The sequence below is a fragment of the Nocardia sp. NPDC060259 genome (assembly GCF_042728775.1).
GTDB lineage: Bacteria > Actinomycetota > Actinomycetes > Mycobacteriales > Mycobacteriaceae > Nocardia.
The window spans coordinates 1-24,639 of sequence record NZ_JBHXAY010000096.1; the positions used below are offsets into that span (position 1 = coordinate 1).

At 69.1% G+C, this 24,639-nt stretch carries 28 protein-coding genes; 11 read left to right on the forward strand and 17 right to left on the reverse strand.

What is annotated here, in order from left to right; all coding sequences use genetic code 11:
- Both ACFWF2_RS26810 and ACFWF2_RS26815 read left to right on the forward strand, forming a co-directional pair.
- Positions 1-317 (forward strand): hypothetical protein (locus ACFWF2_RS26810; RefSeq protein ID WP_379310216.1); only part of this gene is annotated, 317 nt, incomplete at its 5' end.
- Positions 318-388: 71 nt separating this feature from the next.
- On the forward strand, positions 389-772 hold the full coding sequence (locus tag ACFWF2_RS26815) for a DUF6188 family protein (protein WP_379310217.1): 384 nt from the start codon (positions 389-391) through the stop codon (positions 770-772).
- 116 nt (positions 773-888) lie between these two features.
- Here the strand turns inward: ACFWF2_RS26815 and ACFWF2_RS26820 are convergent, their stop codons facing one another.
- From ACFWF2_RS26820 to ACFWF2_RS26830, 3 genes are all read right to left on the reverse strand, one after another.
- The gene (locus ACFWF2_RS26820; protein WP_379310218.1) at positions 889-1,236 is read right to left on the reverse strand and encodes a DoxX family protein; all 348 of its coding nucleotides are present in this window, start codon (positions 1,234-1,236) and stop codon (positions 889-891) included.
- A 142-nt stretch (positions 1,237-1,378) separates the two neighbouring features.
- A complete protein-coding gene (locus ACFWF2_RS26825) occupies positions 1,379-2,116 on the reverse strand; it encodes a phosphoglyceromutase (RefSeq protein ID WP_379029073.1) in 738 nt (245 codons plus the stop codon).
- Between the two features lie 70 nt (positions 2,117-2,186).
- Positions 2,187-3,077: an ROK family protein gene (locus ACFWF2_RS26830; RefSeq protein ID WP_379310219.1), complete on the reverse strand. Its 891-nt coding sequence runs from the start codon at positions 3,075-3,077 to the stop codon at positions 2,187-2,189.
- Between the two features lie 203 nt (positions 3,078-3,280).
- Between ACFWF2_RS26830 and ACFWF2_RS26835 the strand changes: the two genes are divergently transcribed.
- Positions 3,281-4,456, forward strand: coding sequence for a lipase family protein (locus tag ACFWF2_RS26835; protein ID WP_379310220.1), 1,176 nt, complete (start codon positions 3,281-3,283; stop codon positions 4,454-4,456).
- A 40-nt stretch (positions 4,457-4,496) separates the two neighbouring features.
- On the opposite strand, the gene ACFWF2_RS26840 is transcribed toward ACFWF2_RS26835, so the two are convergent.
- From ACFWF2_RS26840 to ACFWF2_RS26860, 5 genes are all read right to left on the reverse strand, one after another.
- Entirely contained in the window at positions 4,497-4,991 is a 495-nt protein-coding gene (locus ACFWF2_RS26840) for a YbjN domain-containing protein (RefSeq protein WP_189025463.1), read from the reverse strand.
- Positions 4,988-6,346, reverse strand: a complete 1,359-nt coding sequence (gene mshA / locus ACFWF2_RS26845; protein ID WP_379310238.1) for a D-inositol-3-phosphate glycosyltransferase — start codon at positions 6,344-6,346, stop codon at positions 4,988-4,990. The genes ACFWF2_RS26840 and mshA overlap by 4 nt, the downstream gene beginning before the upstream one ends.
- A 139-nt stretch (positions 6,347-6,485) precedes the next feature.
- Entirely contained in the window at positions 6,486-7,463 is a 978-nt protein-coding gene (locus ACFWF2_RS26850; RefSeq protein ID WP_379310239.1) for an alpha/beta hydrolase, read from the reverse strand.
- Between the two features lie 458 nt (positions 7,464-7,921).
- Positions 7,922-8,938 carry an alpha/beta hydrolase gene (locus tag ACFWF2_RS26855; RefSeq protein WP_379310221.1) on the reverse strand — a complete coding sequence of 339 codons (1,017 nt, stop codon included), beginning with the start codon at positions 8,936-8,938 and terminating at the stop codon, positions 7,922-7,924.
- 115 nt (positions 8,939-9,053) lie between these two features.
- Complete coding sequence (locus tag ACFWF2_RS26860) at positions 9,054-9,878, reverse strand: alpha/beta fold hydrolase (RefSeq protein ID WP_379310222.1); 825 nt, start codon at positions 9,876-9,878, stop codon at positions 9,054-9,056.
- A gap of 81 nt (positions 9,879-9,959) precedes the next feature.
- Between ACFWF2_RS26860 and ACFWF2_RS26865 the strand changes: the two genes are divergently transcribed.
- Both ACFWF2_RS26865 and mscL read left to right on the forward strand, forming a co-directional pair.
- On the forward strand, positions 9,960-10,694 hold the full coding sequence (locus ACFWF2_RS26865) for an SDR family NAD(P)-dependent oxidoreductase (protein ID WP_379310223.1): 735 nt from the start codon (positions 9,960-9,962) through the stop codon (positions 10,692-10,694).
- A 198-nt stretch (positions 10,695-10,892) separates the two neighbouring features.
- The gene (gene mscL, locus ACFWF2_RS26870; RefSeq protein ID WP_379310224.1) at positions 10,893-11,351 is read left to right on the forward strand and encodes a large conductance mechanosensitive channel protein MscL; all 459 of its coding nucleotides are present in this window, start codon (positions 10,893-10,895) and stop codon (positions 11,349-11,351) included.
- A 7-nt stretch (positions 11,352-11,358) separates the two neighbouring features.
- On the opposite strand, the gene ACFWF2_RS26875 is transcribed toward mscL, so the two are convergent.
- On the reverse strand, positions 11,359-12,810 hold the full coding sequence (locus ACFWF2_RS26875; protein ID WP_379310225.1) for a DHA2 family efflux MFS transporter permease subunit: 1,452 nt from the start codon (positions 12,808-12,810) through the stop codon (positions 11,359-11,361).
- 5 nt (positions 12,811-12,815) lie between these two features.
- Positions 12,816-13,418, reverse strand: a complete 603-nt coding sequence (locus ACFWF2_RS26880) for an NADPH-dependent FMN reductase (RefSeq protein ID WP_379310226.1) — start codon at positions 13,416-13,418, stop codon at positions 12,816-12,818.
- Positions 13,419-13,596: 178 nt separating this feature from the next.
- On the opposite strand from ACFWF2_RS26880, the gene ACFWF2_RS26885 reads away from it, so the two are divergent.
- On the forward strand, positions 13,597-14,955 hold the full coding sequence (locus tag ACFWF2_RS26885) for an MFS transporter (RefSeq protein ID WP_379310227.1): 1,359 nt from the start codon (positions 13,597-13,599) through the stop codon (positions 14,953-14,955).
- A 99-nt stretch (positions 14,956-15,054) separates the two neighbouring features.
- On the opposite strand, the gene ACFWF2_RS26890 is transcribed toward ACFWF2_RS26885, so the two are convergent.
- Both ACFWF2_RS26890 and ACFWF2_RS26895 read right to left on the reverse strand, forming a co-directional pair.
- Positions 15,055-16,254, reverse strand: a complete 1,200-nt coding sequence (locus ACFWF2_RS26890; protein ID WP_379310228.1) for an Ig-like domain-containing protein — start codon at positions 16,252-16,254, stop codon at positions 15,055-15,057.
- Positions 16,255-16,381: 127 nt separating this feature from the next.
- The gene (locus tag ACFWF2_RS26895; RefSeq protein WP_379310229.1) at positions 16,382-17,500 is read right to left on the reverse strand and encodes a UDP-N-acetylmuramate dehydrogenase; all 1,119 of its coding nucleotides are present in this window, start codon (positions 17,498-17,500) and stop codon (positions 16,382-16,384) included.
- A 121-nt stretch (positions 17,501-17,621) separates the two neighbouring features.
- Here ACFWF2_RS26895 and ACFWF2_RS26900 point away from each other — a divergent pair, with 121 nt between their 5' ends.
- From ACFWF2_RS26900 to ACFWF2_RS26910, 3 genes are read left to right on the forward strand one after another with little or no spacing between them, the layout of a single operon-like run.
- Positions 17,622-18,107 carry a DUF2505 domain-containing protein gene (locus tag ACFWF2_RS26900; protein WP_379310230.1) on the forward strand — a complete coding sequence of 162 codons (486 nt, stop codon included), beginning with the start codon at positions 17,622-17,624 and terminating at the stop codon, positions 18,105-18,107.
- 52 nt (positions 18,108-18,159) lie between these two features.
- Positions 18,160-18,684: a DUF2505 domain-containing protein gene (locus tag ACFWF2_RS26905; RefSeq protein ID WP_379310231.1), complete on the forward strand. Its 525-nt coding sequence runs from the start codon at positions 18,160-18,162 to the stop codon at positions 18,682-18,684.
- Between the two features lie 2 nt (positions 18,685-18,686).
- Entirely contained in the window at positions 18,687-19,481 is a 795-nt protein-coding gene (locus ACFWF2_RS26910; RefSeq protein WP_379310240.1) for a class I SAM-dependent methyltransferase, read from the forward strand.
- Here ACFWF2_RS26910 and ACFWF2_RS26915 read toward each other — a convergent pair.
- On the reverse strand, positions 19,467-20,075 hold the full coding sequence (locus ACFWF2_RS26915) for a hypothetical protein (protein ID WP_379310232.1): 609 nt from the start codon (positions 20,073-20,075) through the stop codon (positions 19,467-19,469). The two genes, ACFWF2_RS26910 and ACFWF2_RS26915, sit on opposite strands and share 15 nt — an antisense overlap.
- Positions 20,076-20,181: 106 nt before the next feature.
- On the opposite strand from ACFWF2_RS26915, the gene ACFWF2_RS26920 reads away from it, so the two are divergent.
- Entirely contained in the window at positions 20,182-20,916 is a 735-nt protein-coding gene (locus ACFWF2_RS26920) for a DUF2993 domain-containing protein (RefSeq protein ID WP_379310233.1), read from the forward strand.
- A 1-nt stretch (position 20,917) separates the two neighbouring features.
- On the opposite strand, the gene deoC is transcribed toward ACFWF2_RS26920, so the two are convergent.
- Positions 20,918-21,589, reverse strand: coding sequence for a deoxyribose-phosphate aldolase (deoC, locus tag ACFWF2_RS26925; protein ID WP_379310234.1), 672 nt, complete (start codon positions 21,587-21,589; stop codon positions 20,918-20,920).
- A 122-nt stretch (positions 21,590-21,711) separates the two neighbouring features.
- Here deoC and ACFWF2_RS26930 point away from each other — a divergent pair, with 122 nt between their 5' ends.
- A complete protein-coding gene (locus tag ACFWF2_RS26930) occupies positions 21,712-22,239 on the forward strand; it encodes a GNAT family N-acetyltransferase (protein WP_379310235.1) in 528 nt (175 codons plus the stop codon).
- Between the two features lie 5 nt (positions 22,240-22,244).
- Here ACFWF2_RS26930 and purU read toward each other — a convergent pair whose 3' ends face one another.
- From purU to ACFWF2_RS26945, 3 genes are all read right to left on the reverse strand, one after another.
- Positions 22,245-23,135 carry a formyltetrahydrofolate deformylase gene (purU, locus tag ACFWF2_RS26935; RefSeq protein ID WP_379310236.1) on the reverse strand — a complete coding sequence of 297 codons (891 nt, stop codon included), beginning with the start codon at positions 23,133-23,135 and terminating at the stop codon, positions 22,245-22,247.
- Between the two features lie 20 nt (positions 23,136-23,155).
- On the reverse strand, positions 23,156-24,208 hold the full coding sequence (locus ACFWF2_RS26940; protein ID WP_379310237.1) for an alpha/beta fold hydrolase: 1,053 nt from the start codon (positions 24,206-24,208) through the stop codon (positions 23,156-23,158).
- A 90-nt stretch (positions 24,209-24,298) separates the two neighbouring features.
- Positions 24,299-24,592 (reverse strand): DUF2516 family protein, encoded by a 294-nt coding sequence (locus ACFWF2_RS26945; RefSeq protein ID WP_378851759.1) that lies wholly within the window; start codon positions 24,590-24,592, stop codon positions 24,299-24,301.
- Positions 24,593-24,639: the final 47 nt, after the last annotated feature.

A 24,639-nucleotide genomic window follows, 5' to 3' on the forward strand; every position in this document is an offset into this window, starting at 1 on the left:
GGTTCGAGACTAGCGTAGCCAAATATTCCAGAAAAATTATCGCACTCAACAACGCCCACCTCGGGTCTGCCGACGAACTCGAACATCCACCCAGACGGAAAGTGACGATCGCAGGACGTCCTGCCGAGATGCTCGGCTGGCGTGAATGGCCAGGCCAAACCGGCAAGCCAACTTGCTCGATCCAAATCCAGTTGGCTCGCGACTCCCTGTACCTCTTCTATAGCGATGGGTTGTTGCCGCTACCTGACGATGACTACTCCTGTAACAGAGCCATGGAGATGGGTGAAGACCTTGTGCGGATGATAGAAGCCAAGTGATCTTCGTTGCGACTGCCTGACGCGACGGCAGCGCGGCGATCAGCCCAGACTGCAATGATGATGGGATCGCTATGCAGGAGCTCGACGACAGGTGGATCCTCCCCTTGCGGGGAAGAAGTGTGATCGGAATCGACTGGCGCGCTAGCGACCTTCTGCTCGACCTAGGGAATGAACACTCGATTCTAGTAGGATACGGTGCCCACCTCACCCCAGGAAACGGCAAGGCCGACGATCCCAATTTCAAGCCCCTAACAGAATGGGACAGGAAGGTGGCCGACGAAGCGCTGCGCAGCAGTATCGTATCGTCGGTCGGATTCAAGTCCGGAACATTGCGCATTCGCTTTAACAATGGGTGGGGATTGGTAGCGCGCCCCATCTATAAAAATTCGTCCGCGATTGTATACGCCGAGGGCCGAGTGCTCTGGCAGCAAACGGCCGTGGGCGGCACTGTATAGAGCTCCTCATCGAGGACGTCATCGAGACGGCTTGAACAGCGCGCACAGAGAGTCGCCATCCACGGTAGCTTGACCGCGGCGGAAAGCCGCGGTCTCCCGACCGATCGGCGGCGGGCCTAGGCTGCGGCGCCGAGGCCGAGTGCTACCGCGACCGGAAGCAGGTACAGCACCGGGAAGGCGACGGTCTTGTACGAGCGTGCCCGCAGGACGGTCACCACCGCACCCGCGAAGTACAGGATCAGGCCGATGGCGGCAGCGACGCCGATGGCGGGAATCCACAGGCCGGCGATCAGCCCGATCGAGCCGGCGGCCTTGGCGAGGCCGAGCGGCGTCCACCAGGTCTGCGGCACACCGTATTCCACCAGCGGGTCGACCACGAACGCCGCGCGGCGCAGCAGCGAGAAGGCCGAGAAGCCGACCCAGAGTGCGGCGATGACGGTGACGATCACATAGGCGGTGTTCATGGCGAGCCTCCTTCAGCAGCCGCGCTTCTCGCGGCGTCTACCGAGGTGACGACACAGGCTTCCCGAGTGTGACATCGCGGCCTGTGACAACAGAACGGCCCCGCACCGTGGAAACAATGCGGGGCCGGTTCCGGTGAAACGACTACTTGCCGCCCTGGCTGGCGACCGCGGCGGCGCCGGCAGCGGCGGCCTCCGGGTCGAGGTACTCGGCCGGCTTGACCGGGCGCAGGTTCTCGTCGAGCTCGTAGCGCAGCGGGATGCCGGTGGGGATGTTCAGGCTGGAGATGTCCTCGTCGGAGATGTTGTCGAGGTGCTTGACCAGCGCGCGCAGGGAGTTGCCGTGGGCGGCGACCAGGACGGTCTTGCCGGTGCGCAGCTCCTGGGAGATGGTGTTCTCCCAGTACGGGATCATCCGGGCGACGACGTCCTTGAGGCATTCGGTCTTGGGGACCTCGATGCCCGCGTAGCGCGGGTCGCCTTCCTGGCTGTACTCGTTGTCGTCGGCGATCGGCGGCGGCGGGGTGTCGTAGCTGCGACGCCACAGCATGAACTGGTCCTGGCCGTACTGCTCGCGGACCTGCTCCTTGTTCTTGCCCTGCAGATCGCCGTAGTGGCGCTCGTTGAGGCGCCAGTCGCGGATGACCGGGATCCACAGCCGGTCGGCGGCGTCGAGCGCGTTGTTGGCGGTGCTGATCGCGCGACGCAGCAGCGAGGTGTAGACGATGTCGGGGAGCACGTCGTGCTCGGCGAGCAGCTCGCCTGCCCGCTTGCCCTCGGCGATGCCCTTGTCGGTCAGGTGCACATCCACCCAGCCGGTGAACAAGTTGAGGGCATTCCATTCGCTCTCGCCGTGGCGCAGTAGCACGAGGGTGTAGGTCATGGGGCCATTCTGGCATCAGTGCCTGGATCAGACCCACGCCACCTCGTCGAACCCGGCTTCGCGCACCCCGTCAGAGCGTCGCCTCCACCGCGAGTACTCCCGCGCCGACGAGGGTCGCGCCGTCGGCCAGGGTCGACAGCTCCACAGTGAGCTCGCGCAGGAATTCCAGCCGCGCGTGCCGGGCGACGGCAGCCCGCAACGGCTCCCACAGCGGTGTGCCCGAGTGCGCGAAGCCGCCGCTGATCACCACGCGATCCACATCGAGCAGGGCGGCCGCGGAGGAGATCGCCTGTCCGAGTGCGGTTCCCGCACGTGCCATCGCGGCGGTCGCCACCGCGTCACCATGGTGCGCCGCCGCGGCGAGCTCGGCGCCGGTCTCGCCGGTCCATCCCTGCGCACGCGCCCAGCGCACCGATGACATCCCACCGGCGACGGCCTCGACACACCCGAAGCCCCCGCAACTGCACGGCGTGTCGTCGCCCGGAACGACGATGTGCCCGATGTGCCCGCCATTGCCGGTGCGACCGGTCAGCACCCGCCCGTCGGCGATGATCCCGCCGCCGACACCGGACGACACCGTCAGCGCCAGCCCGTTGTCCACCCCGCGCAGCCCGCCGACGCGATGTTCGGCCAGCACCAGGCACGCGCCGTCGATCGCGAACCGCACCGCCGCCCCGGGGAACAGCGTCCGCACGTGCGCGACGATCGCGAACCCGTCGCGCCACCGCGGCAGGTTCAGCGGTCTGGTCACCCCGGCGGGCACGTCGACCGGGCCCGCCGAGCCGATGCCGACCGCGGTCACGGGTATGTCGCCCGCCACAGCGAGCAGGAGTTCGCGGCAGACCGCCCACGGATCGTCGGCATCGGTCGCTGCCCGGCGCACCCCGCGCACCGTGTAGTCCGGATCGACAAGTCCCGCAGCGAATTTGGTCGCTCCGATGTCGAGTGCCAGTGCCGTCATCGCCCTCCTGTCCACCTGGTGTGTATCCACATCGCCGTCGCGGCACGACGAGGCGCTTCCCCGGCCGGTCGATGTGAAGGATCACAGCATGTGGCACGCGACACTTTGACTACTGGTCGGTACAAAAGAACCCAATTCGTTAGATACTTCAACGCGGGTCGGGTCTAGTCAGTTGGGCAGCACTACTCTGATGAAGGATAGCTGTGTCGAAAATCGTTGTACTGGTGTTGAGCCTGCTGTGCGTGGGCTTGCTCGCCGCGCCGGCTGGTGCGAACCCGTTGTATCCGACCCCGGATCCGGATCCGTTCTTCACGGCACCGAGTGACATCGGTGCGCTCGCGCCGGGCGATGTCGTGCGTACCCGGCGTATCGACACCATGCTCTACCCCGGTACCGAGGGCTGGCAGGTCGCCTTCCGCTCCACCAACTCCGCGGGCAACGCCATCATGGGCGTCACCACCGTGCTGATGCCGATCGGCGTGAAGAACCCGCCGCTGGTGTCCTACCAGGCGCTCATCAACTCGATCGGCACGCGCTGCAACCCGTCGCAGTCGCTGTTCAACGGTGAGCTACAGGACGCGCCGGGCGCGATGCTGCCGATCGGGCGCGGCTGGGCGGTCTCGGTGCCCGACTACCTCGGCCCCACCGTCGCCTACGGTGCGGCGAAGATGAGCGGCATGGTCACCCTGGACAGCGTGCGGGCCGTTCAGAAGGTCGCCGAGCTGGGCCTCGGCACCTCGCCGGTCGCGCTGGCCGGGTACTCCGGTGGCGGCATGGCGACCGCATGGGCCGGTGCGCTGCAGCCGACCTACGCGCCGGAGCTGAAGCTCGCGGCCGTGGTCGCCGGTGGTATCCCCGCCGACCTCGAATTGATGGCCGACGCCCTCGGTTTCGCGCCGCACCCCGGCTTCGGCCTGGCCTTCGCGGCCGCCATGGGTATCGAGCGCGAGTACCCGGAGCAGGTGCCGGTCTCGGATTCGCTCAACGAGCAAGGCCTGTGGTTCCGCGAATTCACCAAGGACGCGTGCCGGCGCTTCCTGCTCTTCCACGGCATCTTCCGCAACGCCGAGCAGATGGCCGCCTCCAAGGACCTGATGTCCAGCCAGGTCGCCCGCGGCGTCCTGCGGGAGAACAGCCTCGTCCACTTCACCGGGGCGCCCACCGCGCCCACCTACATCTGGCAGGGCAAATACGACACCCTCACCCCGTACGGTCCGGTGGCCGAGTCGGTCGCCCACTTCTGTGCCAAGGGCGCGCCGATCCAGCTCGCCACGATCGAGATCTCCGAGCACATGACGGCGGCCGCCGCCGGCTTCGTCGACGCCTGGAACTACGTCGAGTCCCGCTTCCGCAACGAACCGGTCCCGACGAACTGCTGAGATGACACCGGTGCTGGGTGACCCCGCGCCCAGCACCGGTTCAGACCTGGTCGGACTCGTCGATGAGGTGTTCGAAGGCGCGGAGGTTCTTGAGGGATTCGCCGCGGGCGACGCGCCATTTCCATTCCTTGCGGATGGATTCGGCGAAGCCGAGTTCGAGCAGCATGTTGAAGTCGGTGTCGACGGCTTCGAGGATCTGGCCGAAGACGCGGTCGAGTTCGTCGGGGGTGACCGACTCGGCGGACATGCGGCCGACGAGGTAGATGTCGCCGACGTTGTCGAGGGTGTAGGACACGCCGAAGAGGCGGCGGTTGCGGCGCAGCAGGTATTTGTAGACGCCTTCGAAGTTCTCGTCGGGCTTGCGGCAGACGAACGATTCGATGCGGACGCCGTGCTTGCCGACGGTCAGCATCACCGTGGTCTTGAGCTTGCGCTCGCCGGGCAGGACGACGATGAAGGTGTCGTCGCTGTGGCGGGTGTATTCGATCTCGCGATCACGCAGCGTCTCGTCGATCACCTGCGATACGGCGCTCACCTGCGTACTCCCGTCCGGCGCCGCCACAGCGCCCGCGATCTGGCCTGGCTGGTCTCGCCCGCGTGCAGGGCGATCGGGCCGCGTTCGGCGCGGAATCCGGCCATCGCGGCAGCGTAACTGTCGAGCAGGCCATCGGCGGTGTGCGCCCAGGAGAACCGGCTCGCGTGGTCGACGGCGGTGGCGCTCATCCGCGCCAGCCGGTCGGGGTCGTCGAGCAGGGCGGCGAGGGCGTCGGCCCAGTCGGGGGTGCGGTGCCCCGGCACCAGCAGGCCGGATTCGCGGTGCCGGACGGCGGTGCCGAGTCCGCCCACGTCGGCGGCGAGCACCGGGGTCCCGCTGGCCTGCGCCTCGATGGCGACCAGCCCGAAGGACTCGTTGTAGCTGGGCACGGCGACGACGTCGGCCGCGCGATACACCTGGACGAGCCGGTCGGCGGGCTGCGGCGGCAGGAAGGTGACCCGGTCGGTGATGCCGAGGTCGGCGGCCAGTTCGATGAGCGCGTCGGGCCGGGCCAGGCCGCTGCCGGACGGTCCGCCGACGATCAGCACCCGCAGCTTGCGGCGGGGATCGCGGTGGATCAGGTCCGCGGCGGCGCGCACCAGCACGTCGGGCGCCTTGAGCGGCTGGATGCGGCCGACGAAGGCGACGACCTGCTCGTCGGGGCGGAGGCCGAGTTCGGCGCGGGCCGCGAGCTTGTCGCCGGGACGGTAGCGGGACAGGTCGGCGCCGGGCGGCACCACATCGATGCGATCGAGCGAGGCGCCGTACAGGTCGACGAGCTGACGGGCTTCGTCCCCGGTATTGCCGACGAGCCGATCCGCCTCGGCGATCACCTGCTTCTCCCCGATCACCCTGGTCTCGGGTTCGGGGGCGTCGCCCTCGGCGAGCGCGGCGTTCTTGACCGCGGCCAGCGTGTGCGCGGTGTGCACCAGCGGCACCCGCCAGCGATCGCGTGCCAGCCAGCCGACCTGGCCGGAGAGCCAGTAGTGCGAGTGCACGAGGTCATAGTGGCCGGGCAGGTGACGCGCCTCCTGGCGCAGCACCTCGGCGGTGAACGGACACAGCTGGGTGGGCAGCTCGTTCTTGTCCAGGCCCTCGAACGGTCCGGCGACGACGTGACGGACCAGCACGCCCGGCCCCGCCTCGGCCACCGGCGGCAGATCCGACGACGTCGCCCTGGTGAAGATCTCCACCTCGGTGCCGCGTTTGGCGAGCTCGAGCGCGGTTTGCAGCACGTAGACGTTCATGCCGCCCGCGTCGCCGGTTCCGGGCTGCGCCAGCGGTGACGTATGCACCGACAGCACCGCGATGCGGTGGGGCAAGAGATCCGGACGACGCTGACTCACACCCTCCAGTGTGCACGCCGCGACGCCGCCACCGACATCCCTATCGGGATCGGTGACGGTCGTCACAGGGTATTCGTGAGTGAGTTCACGCGGTAATCGATACCGAGACTGCCCGATCGGCGCCGCCACCGCGAGCGGTTTTTCGCCGTCACGTTCTCCGCGCCAGCGCCGCCTCGAAGACCGGCCACGACTTGTGCAGGTCCTGCTCCCAGTAGCCCCACGAGTGGGTGCCGTTGGGCCGCAGATCCACGGTCGCGGGGATGCCGAGCGACTGGAGCCGGTCCCGCAGCTGCTGGGTGCACAGGTTGGTGACGGCTTCCAGCGTGGCGCCGAAGATCAGCTGGAGCGGGTCGGCCTGGGCGGCGATCGTGTCGGACGGGCCGGGAACCCCGGTGCCGGAGGAGATGTAGACGTCGGTGCCGCGCAACGCTTCCGCGTGCAGGTAGGGGTCGTTGGCCGACCACTCGGGATCGGTGGGCGGGCCCCACATATTGGCGGCATTGCCGAGCCTGCTGCCGACCACCGTGCGCACGATCGCCTGTCCCCTGGCGTCGCTGGTGCGCACGCAGCCGCTGTAGGACCCGATGGCCTGGTACAGCCCCGGTGCGGCGAGCGCGAGCTGGAACACCGAGGTCCCCGCCATCGACAGTCCCGCGATGGCGTTGGCGCCGGTGCCGCCGAACTCGGCGTCGATCACCGGCGGCAGTTCCTTGGTGAGGAAGGTGGTCCAGCGCGGCTTGCCGAGCACGGGATCGTCGGCCCGCCAGTCGGCGAAGTAGCTGCCCGCCCCGCCGAACGGGATCACCACATTGACCTGCTTGTCCTTGAAGAACTCGACCACATCGGTGCGATCGAGCCAGTTGCCGTCGCTGCCGCCGCCGACTCCGTTGAGCAGATACAGCGTCGGCGCCGGCTTTTCCGGGTCGGCGGCGCGCAGCACGCGCACCCGGGTGACGGTGTCCATCGCCGGCGAGTACACACCGACATCGATCGTGTGATCGGGCTCCGTTCGCTGATCCTCGATCCGTGCCTGCTCGGCCCCCACCGCGGGCGACGCCATCCCCACGCCGACCAGCACGGCCAGCACCACCACAACGATCCGAGCGCCCACTGCCCGACCAAACATCATCGAACTCCGATCTCGACGCCGAACCCTTCTGCCGCGATCAAACGGCATTCCCGAACGCTACACACGGATTCGGGAAAACATTGTGACGATTACCAGAAGATTTTCCACCGTCCTGTGCGAACAAACTTCGTAGTTCTAGATCACAATCACAGTCGTATCACATCAGCGTACGCGACGAGCAGATCAGCTGGTCAGAGAAGCAGGGGGAAGGGGCCTTTACCTGTACGAAAGCCGACCTCAGCTACCCTCGATTACCCGGAGTCGCACGCTCATGACGAACACCAAACGGTCGGAATTGCGAACGCTTCGACGCTGAAATAGCCCGCAGATAATGCGGTCAAACAGCGCTCGAGCCACCTCGAAGATCACAATTAATCCGACCGGTCGCCGCGCGTTGTCGCCGCCGTCACACTGCGGCACACCGTCGGGGGACCAGGAACGTCCCCGCTGTCAGCTCACCGCAATGCCTCGGCGAACAGCGGCCACGAACGGCGCAGGTCGTCATTCCAGTAGCCCCAGGAGTGGGTTCCGTCGGGGCGCAGGTCGACGGTGGCCGGGATGCCCAACTCGCCGAGGCGGACGGCCAGTTGCCTGGTGCACAGGCCGGTGACGGCGTCGAGCGCGCCACCGACGAGGAGCTGGTCGAGCAGTTTCGCGGTGTCGCCGCCGATGCCGGGTCCTTCGATGGTGTCCAGCGGGCCGGGCAGGCCGGTGCCGGAGGCCACGTAGATGGCCAGGCCACGGAGGCGGTCGGCGTGCAGGAAGGGGTCGTTGGCCGCCCAGAGCGGGTCGCCGGGTTGTCCCCACATGTTCACAGGGTCACCGTTCTGGCCCGAGACGACGGTGTTGACGATGGCATGCCCCTGGGGACCGCTGGTCGAGACGCAGCCGCTGTAGCTGCCGACAGCGCGGTAGAGCTGCGGCGCGGCGAGCGCGAGCTGGAAGGCGGCGGTGCCTGCCATGGAGACGCCCGCGACGGCATTGGCGCCGGTGCCGTGGAATTCGGTGTCGATCAGGCGAGGTAGTTCGCGGGTGAGGAAGGTCGTCCAGCGTTGGCGGCCGAGGACCGGGTCGTCGGCTCGCCAGTCGGCGTAGTAGCTGCCGGCGCCGCCGATCGGCATCACCACGGTGACCTGCTTGTCCGCGAAGAACCGCGCGGAATCGGTGCGGGTCAGCCAGTTTCCGCCGTCGCGCCAGTCACCGGTCGTGCTGCCGCCGTCGACACCGTTGAGCAGGTAGAGCACCGGCGCTGCCGCCGCGCGGTCGGGTGCGGGCAGGACCGCGACGTGCACCGATCGGCCCATCGCCGCCGAATGCACGACCAGGTCGACGACCCGGCCCTGTCCCGGCGTCGCCGAGACCAGCCGGGCGGCGTCGGTCTCCCGCGGATCGGGCGGCGCCGCGCCCGCCACCGCCTGCGCACCGACGAGGCACGCCGTCAGAAGAAGCCAACAACGCGCCACGACGCCCATGCGCCACCTCCATGCCCGGCCGGAAGGAAGACCGTTTGATAGAGGGTAGGCATCACGCCGCGAACTCACCCCAGTTTCTGAAACATCGATAGTTCACAGAAGCCGGGAGCGAACGTCAGTCCAGCGCGTCGATGAACGCGCTGACCTCGGCGAAGAAGCGCGGCCGATCCTCGATGAACAGCCCGTGCTGCGCGCCCTCCCACAGCGAGATGCGGGCGTCAGGGGCATTGTCGGCGATGTACCGACCATTGGCGGCTGGCACGACCGGATCCTCCGTGCCGTGCAGCACCAGGACCGGAATGTCGAGCGCGCGCAGGGTTTCGGTGTTGTCGATGGTCCGGTAGAACAGCGCCTTGCGCACCGACGGCGTGGTGGCGAGGCTCGTGCCGAACAGGCGCTGAGCATCGACGCCCTTGTCCTCGCCCGGACCGGTATTGGCATTGCCGAACACGGAGAATCCGCGCACCGCCCGACCGGCGGCCTCGTCGAAAACGCCGGGAATCGCCTTCTCCATGGCCGGACCCGGCGCCGCACCCGGCACGTTCGGGCCGATATTGGCGGGCGCGCCACAGTAGACGGCGGCGGCGACGGCCGAGCTACCGTGCGTGGCCAGATAGTCGGTGGCCACGATGCCGCCGTAGGACCAGCCGAGCAGCACCGCCCCCGACTCGATGCCCTCGGCCGCCAGCACCGCGGCGACATCGGCGCCCCACGCCTTCGGATCGTCGTAGCCCGCGCCGGGATCGTCGGAGTAACCGTGCCCGCGCAGGTCGACGGCGAGCACGCGATACCGCTGCGCCAGATCGTCGGCCGCCGCGCCCCAGCAGCGCAGATTGCCCGACCAGCCGTGCAGGAGCACCAGGGGCCTGCCGTTCTCCGGGCCGCTCACCCGGTAGACGATCCTGGTTCCATCGGCACTGACAGCATCGCGAATAGCCATGCCGACAGGCTAACGCCGGTCCACATCACGGTGATCCGAGCCATGGTGACAGCGAATCCGCGGCGAATAGGATCACTACCCATGAGCACTCGCACCGCCGTCGTCACCGGAGCCAGCTCGGGAATCGGTGAGGCCACCGCCCGGGAACTCGCGAAGCAGGGGTACCACGTCTACGTGGGCGCCCGCCGGTTCGACCGGGTGCGGCGGCTGGCCGAGGAGATCGGCGGCACCGCCGTCGAACTCGACGTCACCTCCGAGGAGTCGGTGCGCGCGTTCACCGACGCGATCGACCGGGTCGACGTGCTGGTCAACAACGCGGGCGGCGCCAAGGGCCTTGCCTCGGTCGCCGAGGCCGACCTCGACGACTGGCGCTGGATGTGGGAGACCAACGTGCTCGGCACCCTGCGCCTGACCAAGGCGCTGCTGCCGAAGCTGATCGCCTCCGGCGACGGCCTGATCGTCACCATCACCTCGATCGCCGCCTTCCACGCCTACCCGAACGGCTCGGGCTACACCTCCGCCAAGCACGCCCAGGCCGTGCTGCACCGCACCCTGCGCGACGAACTGCTCGGTCAGCCGGTCCGCCTGACCGAGATCGCGCCGGGCGCGGTGGAGACCGAGTTCTCCCTGGTCCGCTTCGACGGCGACACCGAGCGCGCCGCCAAGGTCTACGAGGGCATCGACCCGCTCTACGCCCAGGACATCGCCGAGATCGTCGGCTTCGTCGCCAACCGGCCGCCGCACGTGAACCTCGACACGATCGTCGTCAAGCCCCGTGACCAGGCAGGCCCCGGCAGCTTCGCGCGACGCTCCTGACCTGCGGCGTTCAATCCCCGGATCGGGCAACCGAATCCGGGGATCACGGCTGTCGAGTGGCGTCCGCCGGGCCTGGACTCGATACTGCGCGTGGTCGCGCCGAGTAGGTCGGTGGCGTAGCTGTGAATTCGCTACCGGCCGGCACGGCCGCTAACATCACCACGTTTGCCGATAGCCAGTCTGAGGAGTACTTCACCGATGCGCAGCAGTATCAAGTCCGTGTTCGACGGGTTCAAAGACTTCCTGATGCGCGGGAACGTCATCGACCTCGCGGTCGCGGTGGTCATGGGCACCGCGTTCACCGCCGTGGTCACCTCGTTCACCAAGGGCCTCGTCAACCCGCTGCTCGCGGTGTTCGGCTCGACCAACGAGCTGGGCCTCGGCGTCCAGCTGATCGCCGACAAGCCGGCGACCTTCATCGCGCTCGGCCCGATCATCACCGCGTTCATCGACTTCTTCATGGTCGCCGCGGTCCTGTACTTCGTGCTGATGCTGCCGATGAAGTCGCTGAAGAACAAGTTCGGCACCACCAAGGCCGCCGAGCCCACCGAGACCGAGCTGCTCATCGAGATCCGCGACCTGCTGGCCAAGCAGCAGGGGCTGAGCACCGAGCAGGCCGAGTCGCTGAGCAAGGAACGCGCCAGCGAGTCGGCCTGACCAGGACTCACACCGTCCCGGGTCGCCGCCTCGGCAGCATCAGCGCGGGAATCATCGCCAGCGCGATCATGACCGGGGCGATCCAATAGGTGTGCTGGAAGGCCTCGGCCAGCGCCGGGGCCAGGTCGGTGCGCTGCGCGGGATCCATGCCGTGCAGGGCCTGGAGCCCGCCGGTCACCGGGAGCAGGGCGCCCAGCGTCACCGAGCTCACCGCGGTGCCGACCGCCATGGCGGTGGTGCTGATCATGTTCAGCACCGTCGACCCGGCCGGTTGCTGCTCCCGGCTCAGCGGCCGGGTCGCGGTGGTGATCACCGGCATCATGGTGCCGCCGCCACCGGCACCCATCAGCAGCATGGTCAGGCCCAGCGCCCAGTACGGCGCGTCCGCGTCGAGCTGGAGCACGAACAGCACGAAACCGGTGAGCGCCACCGTGATCGACACCGGTAGGTAGCGGCCGGGCGGAATCCGGTCGATCAACCGGCCGGCGACCTGCATGGTCGCGCCCGACGCCAGCGCGAACGGAATACCGAGAGCGCCTGCCACCAGGGCGGATTCACCGCGTACCACCTGGAAGTACAACGGCAGCAACAGCATCGAGCCGAAGTAGCCGCTCGCGAACAGCGCGAGCAAGGCCGCGGAGATCCCGGTCGTACGGTTGCCGAGAACCCGCAGATCCAGCAGCGGAACCGGAGTGCTCAGCGAGCGCAGCACGAAGGCGACGATGAGCCCGGCGCCCGCCAGCAACGGCACCAGCACCGACGCCGAGGCGAAGCCTGCGCTCTCCCCCGCCGCGGTCACGCCGTAGATCACCAGCGCCAGGCCCGGCGACATCAGCAGCAGACCCACCACGTCGAGCGGACGCGGCGGCTCCGGCGCGTCGTCGGGCACCACCCTGGCCGCCAGCACCAGCACCAGCGCGCCCAGCGGCAGGTTCAGGAAGAACATCCAGCGCCAGGACACCTCGTCGATGAGATAGCCGCCGATCACCGGCCCCAGCAGCGGGCCGACCAGGATTGCCAGGCCAAGGGTGCTCATCAAGCGTCCCAGCCGCTCCGGCCCGGCCGCACGCAGCAGGATGGTCATCGCGACCGGCATCAGCAGGCCGCCGCTCGCGCCCTGCACCACCCGGAAGGCGATGAGCGACTCGATGTTCCAGGCCAGGCCGGCCAGTACCGAGCCGAAGGCGAAGGCGGTGATCGCCGTCAGATACAGCCGTTTGGCGCCGAAGCGGCCGACCAGCCAGGCCGAGGTCGGCACCACGGCGCCGAGGGCGAGCGAGTAGCCGGTGGCCACCCACTGGATCGTGCTCAGTCCCGCGTCGAATTCGACGGAGAGTTTGTTGATGGCGACATTGACGATCGTCTGATCGAGCGTCGCCATGATCATGCCGACCACCAGCACCAGCGCGATGCGCATCGGATCGCGGGTGGCGGGGGCGGTCGTGGTCCGGGTCAGCACGGCGATCACTTCCCGTACGGGCGGACGGCGCGGGCGGTGCGCAGGGCTTCGCCCCACCAGGTCAGCTGGTCGAGCAGGACCGCGGCGGCGGCTTCGGCGGCGTCCGGGTCGGCCAGCGCGCCGGCGTCGTCGAATCTGCCCCACGGATGGGGGAGGGCGACCGAGTCCCGGACGGTGACCGCGTGCAGTTCGGCGAAGACCGGGCGCAGGTGTTCCACGGCCCGCAGACCACCGGAGATGCCCCCGTAGGAGACGAAGCCGACCGGTTTGGCCTGCCATTCGATGTGGTGGGTGTCGATCAGGTTCTTGAGGGTGCCCGGGTAGCTGTGGTTGTACTCGGGCGTCACCACGACGAAGGCGTCGGCGCGGGCGAGCTTGCCGGTGGCCTCGGCCAGGGACGGGTGCTCGGCGGCGGCGCCGAAGGCTGCGGGCAGTTCGACCTGCCCGGCGTCGACCACGTCGACGTCGATCGTGTCGCGCAGCGACGCCTGCCGGACGAACCAGTCGGCGACGGTGGGACCGAAGCGTCCCTCCCTGGTGCTGCCGATGACGACGACGACCCGCAGCGGGCGAATCGCGGTGCGGGCGTGCTCAACAGTGGCACTCATGTGGTTCCTCCAGCTCGGTGGCGGCCGCTCGGCCGCCGCTGCGCACAACGGTGCTACCTCAACCTTTCTTCAGGTCAAGCGGAAGCAATTCACCCTTGACCGGAATACCCCCAGTGGGTATATAGTTGCATCTATACGCAGATAAGCGACGATGCATGACCCAGGAGGGCCGACCATCATGACCACCTCACTGTTCGCCCACCGGGACTATCGCCTGCTGTTCACCGCGCAGGTCGCCGCCCTGTTCGGCACCGGTCTCACCACCGTCGCCCTCGGCCTGCTCGCCTACGAGCTGGCCGGCGGGAACGCCGCGATCGTGCTCGGCACCGCGCTGACGCTGAAGATGGTCGCCTACGTCACCGTCGCCCCGATCGCGGGCGCTTACGCGGGCCTGCTGCCCCGCAGGCAATTCCTGATGGCGCTCAACGGCATTCGCGGCGCGATCGTGCTCGCCTTGCCATTCGTCGACCAGATCTGGCAGATCTACGTGCTGATCACCCTGCTGCAAATCGCGTCGGCCGCCTATACCCCCACCTACCAGGCCGTTCTACCGGACATCCTGCCCGACGAACGGAACTACACGCAGGCATTGTCGGCCGCCCAGCTGGCCGCGACCATGGAAACCCTGCTCAGCCCGATGCTGGCGGCCCTGGCATTGAGCCTGATCAGCTTCCACTGGCTCTTCGTCGGCACCGGTATCGGCTTCGCGGTCTCGGTCGCCCTGGTCATGGCGGCGCGCATCCCGAACGCGGTCGTTGGCGACGGCGCGATCGGCAGGCGCCTCGCCGCGGGCCTGCGCCTGTTCGCGGCCACCCCGCGGCTGCGCGGACTGCTCGGGCTGAACCTGGTGGTCGCGGCGGCGGGCTCGGTGGTCATGGTCAACACCGTGAACTACGCCCGCGACGTGCTCGGCGGCGACCAGTCCGGCGTCGCGCTGCTGCTGGCGGCCAACGGCTTCGGCACGATGCTCGTCGCCCTGACGCTGCCCAAGATCCTGGACCGGCGCGGCGAACGCCCGGTGATGCTCACCGGCGCGGCCGTCCTCGTCACCGGTCTGGCCGCCGCGATCACCCTGTCGACCGCGAGCATCGGCGACTGGAGCTGGGCCGCCGCCCTGGCCACCTGGGCGATCATCGGCGCCGGCACCGGCCTTGTCCTCACCCCCACCGGTCGCGTCCTACGCCGCTCGGCCCGCGCCGAGGACCGCCCCGCCCTCTTCGCCGCCCAGTTCTCGCTCTCGCACCTGGCTTGGCTGATCACCTACCCGATTACCGGCTGGCTGGCCACCACGGCCGGGTTCACCACCACCTGGGTCACCCTGGCCGTCATCGCCGCCCTCGGCGTCGCCGCGGCGGTCCGCCTGTGGCCCCGCCAGGATCCCACCGAGATCACCCACGTCCACGAGATCGGCACCGTCGACCCGGCAATCCTCACCGATGCGATCCAGGTAGGCCCCCGCCACTACCAGCACACCCACTCCTACGTCATCGACCGAAACCACCCCCGCTGGCCCAGCCGAACCCCGGCCCTGGTCTGACGAGCATCGCCGCGAAGCCGCGCACCCCACACGCAAGCAGCGTGCGGGGTGCGTCGGTATCCGGACTATGGCCTGTGCGCGTAGCTCGGTCCACCAGCCCTAGCGCGGACCGGCCGCCGATCCAGCCTGCGCGGAATCCGCGGGCAAGGCCGACATGGACTGCCAGGTCGGCCAGTCGACGGCCCAGTCGTAGATGTCGCCGTCGGCCTGGGAGAGCTCGATGGAGGTGCCGGTGACCTCGACCGGGTCGCCGTAACGGGCGGTCGGGAAGTAGGCCTGGGCATCGGCGGGCGAGAGGTTGATGCAGCCGTTGGTGACATTGGAGGAGCCCTGGGCGGACAGGGATTCCGGGTTGGCGTGGATGAATTCGCCGTTGTTGGAGATGCGCACGGCCCAGCGCTCGCGAACATTGGTGTAGTACGGCGGATTCGACATCATGAAGTCCTCGTACTTCTCGGTGACCACGTGGGTGCCCGAGCGGGTGACATTGCGCGGCTCGTTGCCCTCGCCGTAGGAGACGGCGAAGTCGAAGACGGTCACGCCGTCGCGGACCACCTGCATGCGGTGGCTCGGGGCGTTGGCGATCACGATCTGGCTGCGGCCGACGGTGAAGTCGGAGGTGAGGTCCGCGTCGCCGTAGGCACCGCCGCCGAGGTCGACGCCGTAGAGCTTGGCCGCCACGTGCACGGTCGTGCCGGGGGTCCAGTAGTTCCTGGGCCGCCAGTGCACCCGGGAACCGCCGTCGTCGGGCAGCCAGGCCCACGAGCCCTCGGTGCCCGGATCGGTGGTGACGGTGAGCGCCTTCTCCACGGCCGCCTTGTTCGTCACCGGCCCGGTGAACTTCAGGATGATCGGGGCGGCGATGCCGACCTCCTGGCCGTCGCCGATATTGATCGTGGCCGGGATCGTCGAGGTGGGGCTGACGGTGGTGAAGGTGCCGTCGATCGGGACCGGCTTGTCGTCGGTGCCGATCGCGGTGCCGGTCCAGGTGTAGGTGGCGTTGTAGCCGAGCGGCTCGGTGATCTGGTACGTCGCGCGATCGGGGGTGAGCCTGCCCTCGACCTGCTTGCCGTTGGCATTGGTGAGCGCGATCTGGTCGATCCGGCCGTCGGAGACGGTGACCGATACGGGCGCGACGGGGTCGACGTCGGTCGCTCCGGCCGACGGCGTGACGGCGACCTGCGCGACCGGTCCCGCCGCCGCGTCGCCGCCGGGGCGGTCGATCGCGCATCCGGTCAGCACGACGAGCACGGCCAGCAAGATCACCGCAACCAGCGACCGGCCGCGTCGAACGCCCATGCCACGGCCATCGGCGGCCCTTGTTCCGCGCACACGCTGAACTACCGTCCCGCGCGCACGCAACGAGGCGGTTACCGAGGGTTTGCTCACGGCATCGAATGTACGCCGAGCTACCGACCTGCCCGGCTCACAGGGTGAGGCCGACCGGCACCGGCTCCGGTTCCAGCGTCACCCCGAAACGTTCCTGGACGCCCGCGCGCACCGTGCGGGCCAGCTCGACGATGTCGGCCGCACTCGCGGTGCCGCGGTTGGTCAGCGCGAGCGTGTGCTTGGTCGACAACCGCGCCGCGGCCTGCTCACCGGGGAAACCCTTGGCGAACCCGGCCCGCTCGATCAGCCAGCCCGCCGAGAGCTTCGTACCGTCGGGCGCGGGGTAGGTCGGCACCGGCACGTCGCCGAGGTGCGCGGTGATCGCCGCGAGCACCTGCGGCAGCCGGTCCGCGCCGACGACGGGATTGGTGAAGAACGAGCCGGCGCTCCAGGTGTCGTGATCGGCCGGATCGAGGACCATGCCCTTGCCCGCCCGCAGCCGCAGTACTTCCGTGCGAACGTCGGCGGCCGGGCGGGTCTCGCCGTCGCCCGCGCGCAGAACCTTGGCCAGCTCGCCGTAGCGCAGCGGCGCGCTCATGCCCGACGGATCGAGCGCGAACTCGACCGCGAGCACCACCGCGTCGTCGCTGTGCTTGAGCACGCTGGTCCGGTACCCGAAGCCGAGCGCGGCAGGCTCGACCCACCGCACCTCGCCGGTCTCGCGGTCGAGCAGCCGCACCCGCCGCAGCAGCGTGGCCACCTCGACGCCGTACGCGCCGACGTTCTGCACCGGCGTCGCACCGGCCGAGCCGGGGATACCGGACAGGCATTCCAGCCCGCCAAGACCGGCCGCGACGGTCGCCGCGACGACCTCGTCCCAGTTGGCGCCCGCCTCGGCGACGACGCTGTCGACACCGATCCGCACTCCGGTGTTCCCCACCCGGACCACGACACCGTCGAAGCCCGCGTCGTCGATGAGCAGGTTCGATCCACCGGCGAGCAGCAACACCCGGACACCGGCCGCGTCCAGCGCCCGTACCGTAGCGATCAGCGCGTCGGTGGTGCCGCATTCGGCGACCAGCGCGGGCCCACCGACCCGCAAGGTCGTCAGTTCGGACAACCGCACCGATTCGCGCACCACCGCGCCGGTATCGGCGAGGAGGTCACGCACCTGCGCCGCGCTTCCGGTGGATTCCTTGTTGATCGCCGCGTTCACATGCCGATCATGGACCACATCGCGGCCGCAGGTCCATTCCCCCGCTCACCGGCACCGGTGAGTCGCCGATCCCGCGCCCTAGCAGGGCGAGCACCGATGGACACCCGGTAGCGTGTCGCGCATGGCTACACCTCTGGCGTTCACGGCCCGCTACACCTATTCGGTCGAGGCCGTGCGCGCGGCGTTCTCCGACGAGCAGTATTGGAAGGCTCGTCTCGAAGAGGTCGGCGGCCCCGGCGCCCGGCTCGATTCCTACTCCAGCGACGGCACCACGGTCAGGGCCCAGCTGGTCCAGTCCATCCCCGCCGACCAGCTCCCGCCCGCCATCACCGCGGTTCGCCCCGGTGACCTGGTGATTCCCCGCACCGAGACCTACAGCGGCACCACCGGCACCGTCGAGGCCCACGTGGACGGCGCACCGGCCAAGGTGAACGCCACCGTCACCCTCACCGCCGACGGCTCCGGCTCGACCGCCACCGTCAACGGCACCATCGAGGTGAAGATCCCGCTGTTCGGCAGCAAGATCGAGGCCGCGATCTCCGAGCACCTGCTCGAGCTCCTCGGCAACGAGGCCACCTTCACCGAACAGTGGCTCGCCACCCACTGACGTGCGGAGGTCCGGGGCGCCGGATTCGAGCGCCCCGGTAACGTGTCCGCTCATGGCACGTCGACTTGACTACTCCGCCCGCTACCCGCTGCACACCACCGAAGAGCTCTACGCGGCGCTGCAGAGCAGGGATTACTGGGAAGCGCGCGTCGCCGAGATGCGGAAGTACTCCCCGCACAACGAGGTGATCAGCCACGAGGTGAGCGACTCCGGCATCGATGTGGTGCTCGCCCACACGCTGCCGCGCGAGATGCTCCCCGAGATCGCCCAGACGGTGATGCGCAAGGACATGGTCATCACCCGCAAGGAGAGCTGGGGCCCGTTCGCCCACGACGAGACCGAGGGCACCTTCTCCGCCTCCATCCCCGCCGGACCGGGCAGCCTCAACGGCACCATCCGCCTGTTCCCCACCGAGACCGGCGCCACCATGCGTTTCTCCCCCACCGCCAAGGTGTTCATCCCGATGGTCGGCCCGCGCCTGGAACAGCTGATGCTGGTGAACCTGGTCGACCTGTTCCGGGCCGAGCAGGAGGAGACCTCGCGCTGGCTCGCCGAGGACGCGAAGAAGACGGTCTGACGATCAAGGGACTCGCACCGGTCGGCACGATCACCCGCGGCACGACCGGCGTCAACCGCCTGCGCCGCAGCGACCGCTGGCTGGTGCACGACGACCTGGTGACCGCGCGCCTGCGCACGGCCGCCGACCCGCTGGTGGTCGACCTCGGCTACGGCGCCGCGCCATGGACGACCTTCGAGCTGGCCGCCCGCCTGCGCACCGTCCGCCCCGACCTCCAGGTGGTCGGGCTCGAGATCGATCCGGCCCGGGTCGTCGAGGGCCGCGACGGCGTGCGTTTCGCCCGCGGCGGTTTCGAACTGGCCGGTCTGAACCCGGTGCTGGTCCGCGCGTTCAACGTGTTGCGCCAATATCCCGAGGAAGCGGTCCCCGACGCCTGGGCCCGCATCCAGTCGAACCTCGCGCCCGGCGGCCTGCTGGTCGACGGCACCTGCGACGAGCTCGGCCGCCGGTCCGCCTGGGTACTGCTCGACCGGCACCGCCCGCTGTCGCTGACCCTGGCCTGGGACCCCTTCACCGTGGAGCGCCCGTCCGATATCGCCGAGCGACTGCCGAAAGTACTGATCCACCGCAACATTCCGGGCGAACGCGTGCACGCCCTGCTGACGGCGGCCGATCGCGCGTGGGACAGATCGGCGGCGCTGGCGCCGTTCGGTCCGCGTATCCGCTGGCGTGGCGCGGCGGAACTGCTGCGCGCCGACGGCTTTCCGGTGCGCGCCTATCGCCGCCGGATGCGTGACTGCGTGCTGTCGGTGCCGTGGCGGACGGTCGCGCCGAACGGCTGGTCAGACGCCGGTTAACGCCCGCCGGACCCGCGCGGCCGCCCTGGGCGCGAGTTGCTGTCCGCCCCACCAGATCTCGTCGGTGTCGCACCGATGGATGGCGATCGCGTCGGCCACCACCTCGTCCAGCGCCGACTGCGAGATCTCGGTCTCGGCCAGATCGAGCACGGTGCGCACGGGCGTGGTCACCAGGAACGGCCCTGCCGACTCGACATCGGGACCACCCAGCTTGCGCCGGGTCAGCACCAGCCGCGGCGTCACCGGCGGCCTGCCCGCCGACACCGACAGATGCAGGAACCGCGGCTGCAATCTGCCGATCCCGTGCAGCTCCGCCGCGCTCTGATACGACACCGCCGCCGCCCCGTCGAACCAGGCAGCCCACATCGCGTACTCGTCGAGCGGACCGGCCCGCCACTGCGCCAGCCGCATCATCCCGACCCCGGCCCTGGTCACCGTCCCGTCGCCGAGCGCGGCCCTGACCTGCAGCTCACAGCCGGTCCGCAGCACCTGCCGGGTCGTGAAGAAGCCCGCGTGGCGGCCCGCGAGCCGCCGCAGCACCCGCCACCGATGGTCCGCCGTCCCCTGCACCCGGCGCGCACCCTCGCCAGTCATGGGTTTCAGGCTACGCCGCCGAAAGTGCGCCAGCTCACACTTTGCTACGAAGGCTTTCACCGCGTCCTCAGAGCGGACACAGAAAGTTCGGGAAGAATTCGATCCCATGAGCACGCAGACACCCCAACGCCCGAAGGTCGGTCGGCGCCCGCTGGTGATCGCCTTGGTCGTGGTCGCCGTGCTACTCGTCGCGGCGATCGCGGGCACCGAAGCCTATGCCCGCCACCAGATCTCGCGCTGCATCAGCAGCTCGTTCGAGCAGGAGATGGGCTCGAGCATCGACGTGAGCTTCGGCCCGAAGCCGATGCTGATCACCTACCTCGACGGCAAGGTCGGCTCGGTGACCATCGACAGCGAGGACAACAAGTTCGGTCCGGCGGTCGGCATGGTGGTGCACGCGACGTTCGAGGACATCGAACTGGTCGACCGCGGCCGCGGCGGCGGCACCATCGGCAGCTCGTCGGCCGAGGTGACCTGGAACAACGACGGCATCGCGCAGACGCTGGGCGGCATGGTCAGCGGCGTGCGGTCCTCGGCGAGCACCGGCCTGATCACCCTCGACGTGCTCGGCGGCCTGGCCCAACTGGAGGTGCAGCCGATGGTGCGCAACGGCAATGTCGAGGTGGAGACGAAGTCCGCGCAGCTGCTCGGCATCGGCCTGCCCACCGATCTGGTACAGGGCATCGTCGAGGTGTTCACCCAGAGCCTGCAGAGCTACCCGCTGGGTCTGCGCGCGCAGGAAGTGAAGGTCACCGATGACGGTGTGGTCGTTCAGCTTTCGGGCGGCAAGACCCAGCTCGAGACTGCCCCCAACGATCAGCAGGCCGAGTTCACCTGCTGAGCTACTCGGCGAACCCGTCCAGCACGGCGGCCGACTTCGACAGCCCGAGCCGTGTCGCACCGGCCGCGATCATCGCCGCCGCGTCCTCGGCGGTGCGGATGCCGCCGCTGGCCTTGACCCCGAGTCGCCCGCCGACGGTCTCGGCCATCAACCGCACCGCGTGCGCGCTCGCCCCGCCCGCCGGATGGAACCCGGTGGAGGTCTTCACGAAGTCGGCGCCACCCTGTTCGGCTGCCCGGCACGCGCCGACGATCGCCTCGTCGGTCAGCGCGGCCGACTCGATGATCACCTTGAGCACGACGCCCCGATCCGTCGTCGCCTCGCGCACGGTGATGACATCGGACAGCACCGCGTTGAAGTCACCGGCCAGCGCGGCGCCCACGTCGATCACCATGTCGATCTCGGCGGCGCCCTGGTCCACCGCCAGCCGCGCCTCGGCGCCCTTGACCAGCGAGTGATGCTTTCCGGACGGGAACCCGGCCACCGTCGCGACGACCAGCCCCGGCGCCCGCAACGGCAGCATCGACGGCGACACGCAGATCGCGTACACCCCGAGCTTGCGCGCCTCGGCGATCAGCGCCTCGACCTCGGCGGGAGTGGCCTCCGGTGCCAGCAGGGTGTGATCGATCATGGCGGCCACATCGGCCCGGGTCAGCGGCGTCGAGACGGTCATGCTCCCGAGCATGACACACGACCAGTCCAGCGCCCTTGCACAGCCGGTCCGGGAAACAGCGTTGCGCGCTCGTACCCATATCCGGGAGACTTAATCCAGCCGCCACAGACACGGAGACGATTGTGCTGATCCGTCGCGAGACCCCTGCGGATGCCGCGGCGATCGCCGCCATCCATAAAGCCGCCTTCGCTCCGCACTACGCGGAGGACCCGTCGATCACCGAACCTCCCGAGGTCGGGCTGGTCGACACGCTACGCACCGACGAGTCGTGGATGCCGACGCTGTCGCTGGTCGCGCTCGAGTACGACACCGTCGTCGGGCACATCTGCCTCACCAGGGCGGGCATCGGCCCGTTCCCGGTGCTGGCACTCGGCCCACTCGGCGTCGACCCCGATCATCAGAAGACCGGCGTCGGCTCGGCCCTGATGCACGCGGCGCTCGGCGCGGCGGACGCGCTGGACGAGTCGGTCGTCGGCCTGGTCGGCAATCCCGAGTACTACACCCGCTTCGGCTTCGTCCCCGGCGCCCGGCTCGGCGTCGTGCCGGACCAGGCGGACTGGGCCGAGTACTTCCAGGTGCGGCCGCTGACGGCCTACGATCCGGCGGTCACCGGCGAATTCCGCTACCCGGCCCCGTTCTACGAGCTCTGACGTTCTTACTCGAAGACGACCGTGCGGCGGCCGTGCACGAGCACCCGGCCTTCCAGGTGCCAGCGCAGCCCGCGCGCCAGCACGACCCGCTCGATATCGCGGCCCTGCCGCACCATGTCGCGAACGTCGTCGGCGTGGTCGACCCGGATGACGTCCTGTTCGATGATCGGGCCCGCGTCCAGCTCGGCGGTGACGTAGTGGCAGGTCGCGCCGATCAGTTTCACGCCGCGGTCATAGGCCTGGTGATACGGCCGCGCGCCGACGAACGAGGGCAGGAAGCTGTGGTGGATGTTGATCGCCCGGCCCGCCCAGTGCTCGCACAGTTCGGCGGGCAGCACCTGCATGAAGCGGGCCAGCACCACCGCGTGCGGGTCGTGGGCGTCGACGAGGTCGCGCACCTGCTGAAAGGCGGGCCCGCGCTCGGCGGGGTCCTTCGGGAACGGCACGTGGTGAAACTTGACGCCGTGCGCCTCGGTCATCCCGGCCAGGTCGGGGTGATTGCCGATGACGGCCTCGATGGTCGCGGGCAGTTCACCCGCCTGCGCCCGGCCGAGCAGGTCGTGCAGGCAGTGCCAGTCCTTGCTGACCAGCAGCACCGCCCTGCGCGGCGCGCCGGAGTCGTGCAGCTGCCAGTCGGTCTCGGGACCGAACTCGGCCGCGACCTCGGCGAAGCGGGTGCGCAGTTCGTCGATGCCGAACGGCACCGTCGAGGCCTTGACCGCCTGCCGGGTGAAGAACCAGCCGATGTCACCGTCGGAGTGGTAGCCGGCCTCCACGATCGAGCCGCCGAATTCGGCGATGAACGAGGAGATCCGGGCGATGATGCCCGGCCGGTCCGGGCAGCCAAGGGTCAGCACGAACCGGCGGTCATCCGAGGTCACGGGGGCAGGGCTCATCCGCCCATCCTCGCAGGCGCTCAGGCCAGCGCGCGCACAGGCTCGCGGACGGCGGCGAGCACTTCGCGCAGTTCGGCGTTGAACAGGTCGTAGCGCTCGACATTGCCCAGATGCCCGGTCGGCTGGACCTTGAATTTGGCCAGGGTGCCCGCCTTGCGCAGCAGTTCGGCGAGGCGTTCGGCGTGCACGACCGGGGTCATGTCGTCGCGGTCGCCGGCCAGCACGGTGGTCGGCACGCAGAAGTTGCTCGCTGCGTCGCCGAGGTGCAGCCCGGCCAGCAGCAGGCCGTAACGGGAGCGGGTCATCATCGGACAGCCGCGCACCACCGACAGCGCGTAGCTCAGCTTCTCCGGCGTGGTGTCCAGCGTCATCACCTGGCGGGCGAAGATCCAGCGCACGGGCGCGATCGGCGGGAAGACGACCGGTGTGCCGAGGATGAGCTTGCCGAGCCAGTCCGGGGTCGGCATCGCACGGCCGCGCAGCAGGCGCAGCGGCTTGTTCAGGCCGGGGACCATGGTCGAGACCTCGACCAGCGAGTGCGCGCCGGTGTTGGTGAGCACCACGGCCTCGGCCTGTTCGGCGACCCGTTCGGGGTAGCGGCCCGCCCAGGCGATGAGCGTCATCCCGCCCATGCTGTGGCCGACCAGGACCGCGCGCTGACCGGGCAGCAGGGCCGCGTCGAGCACATCGCACAGGTCGTCGGCGAGCAGGTCGGTGCTGGGGCGGGCGTAGCCGTTGGTCGACTCGCCGTGGCCGCGCTGGTCGTAGGCGATCACGCGGTACTCGCCGGCGAAGGCGTTGATCTGGGCGTTCCAGTATTCGATGGAACAGGTCCAGCCGTGCGCGAACACGATGACGGGCGCGTCGACCGGGCCGTAGGCGTGGACCCGCAGGCGGGCGCCGTCCGCGGTGACCACCGGGATCACCTCGTGCGGGACGGTCGGCGGATCGAAGGCCGCGAGCCCGTGGGTCCGCGTCCTGAGATCGGCCCGGTGGGCCGCCAGGGTGGTCTTGACCACGAGGGACGCGGAATCGACCAGGTTCAGCAGAGCCGTCGGCAGCTTTGCACGCATCGGCACACTCCTTTGTGTTACTGCCAGATACAGTAACACCGTGTACCACTGAACCGCGAGAGGTGCGCGGCGTTATTTCGCCGCGGCGGGTTACCAGCGCGGCCCGCGCTGCACCTCGTCGATCTTCGGGCGCACGTCGGCGAGGTAGACACCGGTCGCGATGATGGCGATGAACGACGTGAGCATGCCGAAGCCCGCGACGCCGAGCAGCAGGAAGACCATCGCGCCGGCGAGAATCGCCAGCCAGATGGGTTTGGTCATCTTGTCGACGGCCGTGAAGGCCTCGGCGCGCTGGCGCACGGCGTGGATGAGCGCGAAGACCGTCGCGCCGAATGCCACCACCCACAGGACCAGCAGGATCAGCGACGTCACACCGTTTACCAGGTTCACACCCCCATCATACGAACAGCGGCCCCGCGCATCATCGGATG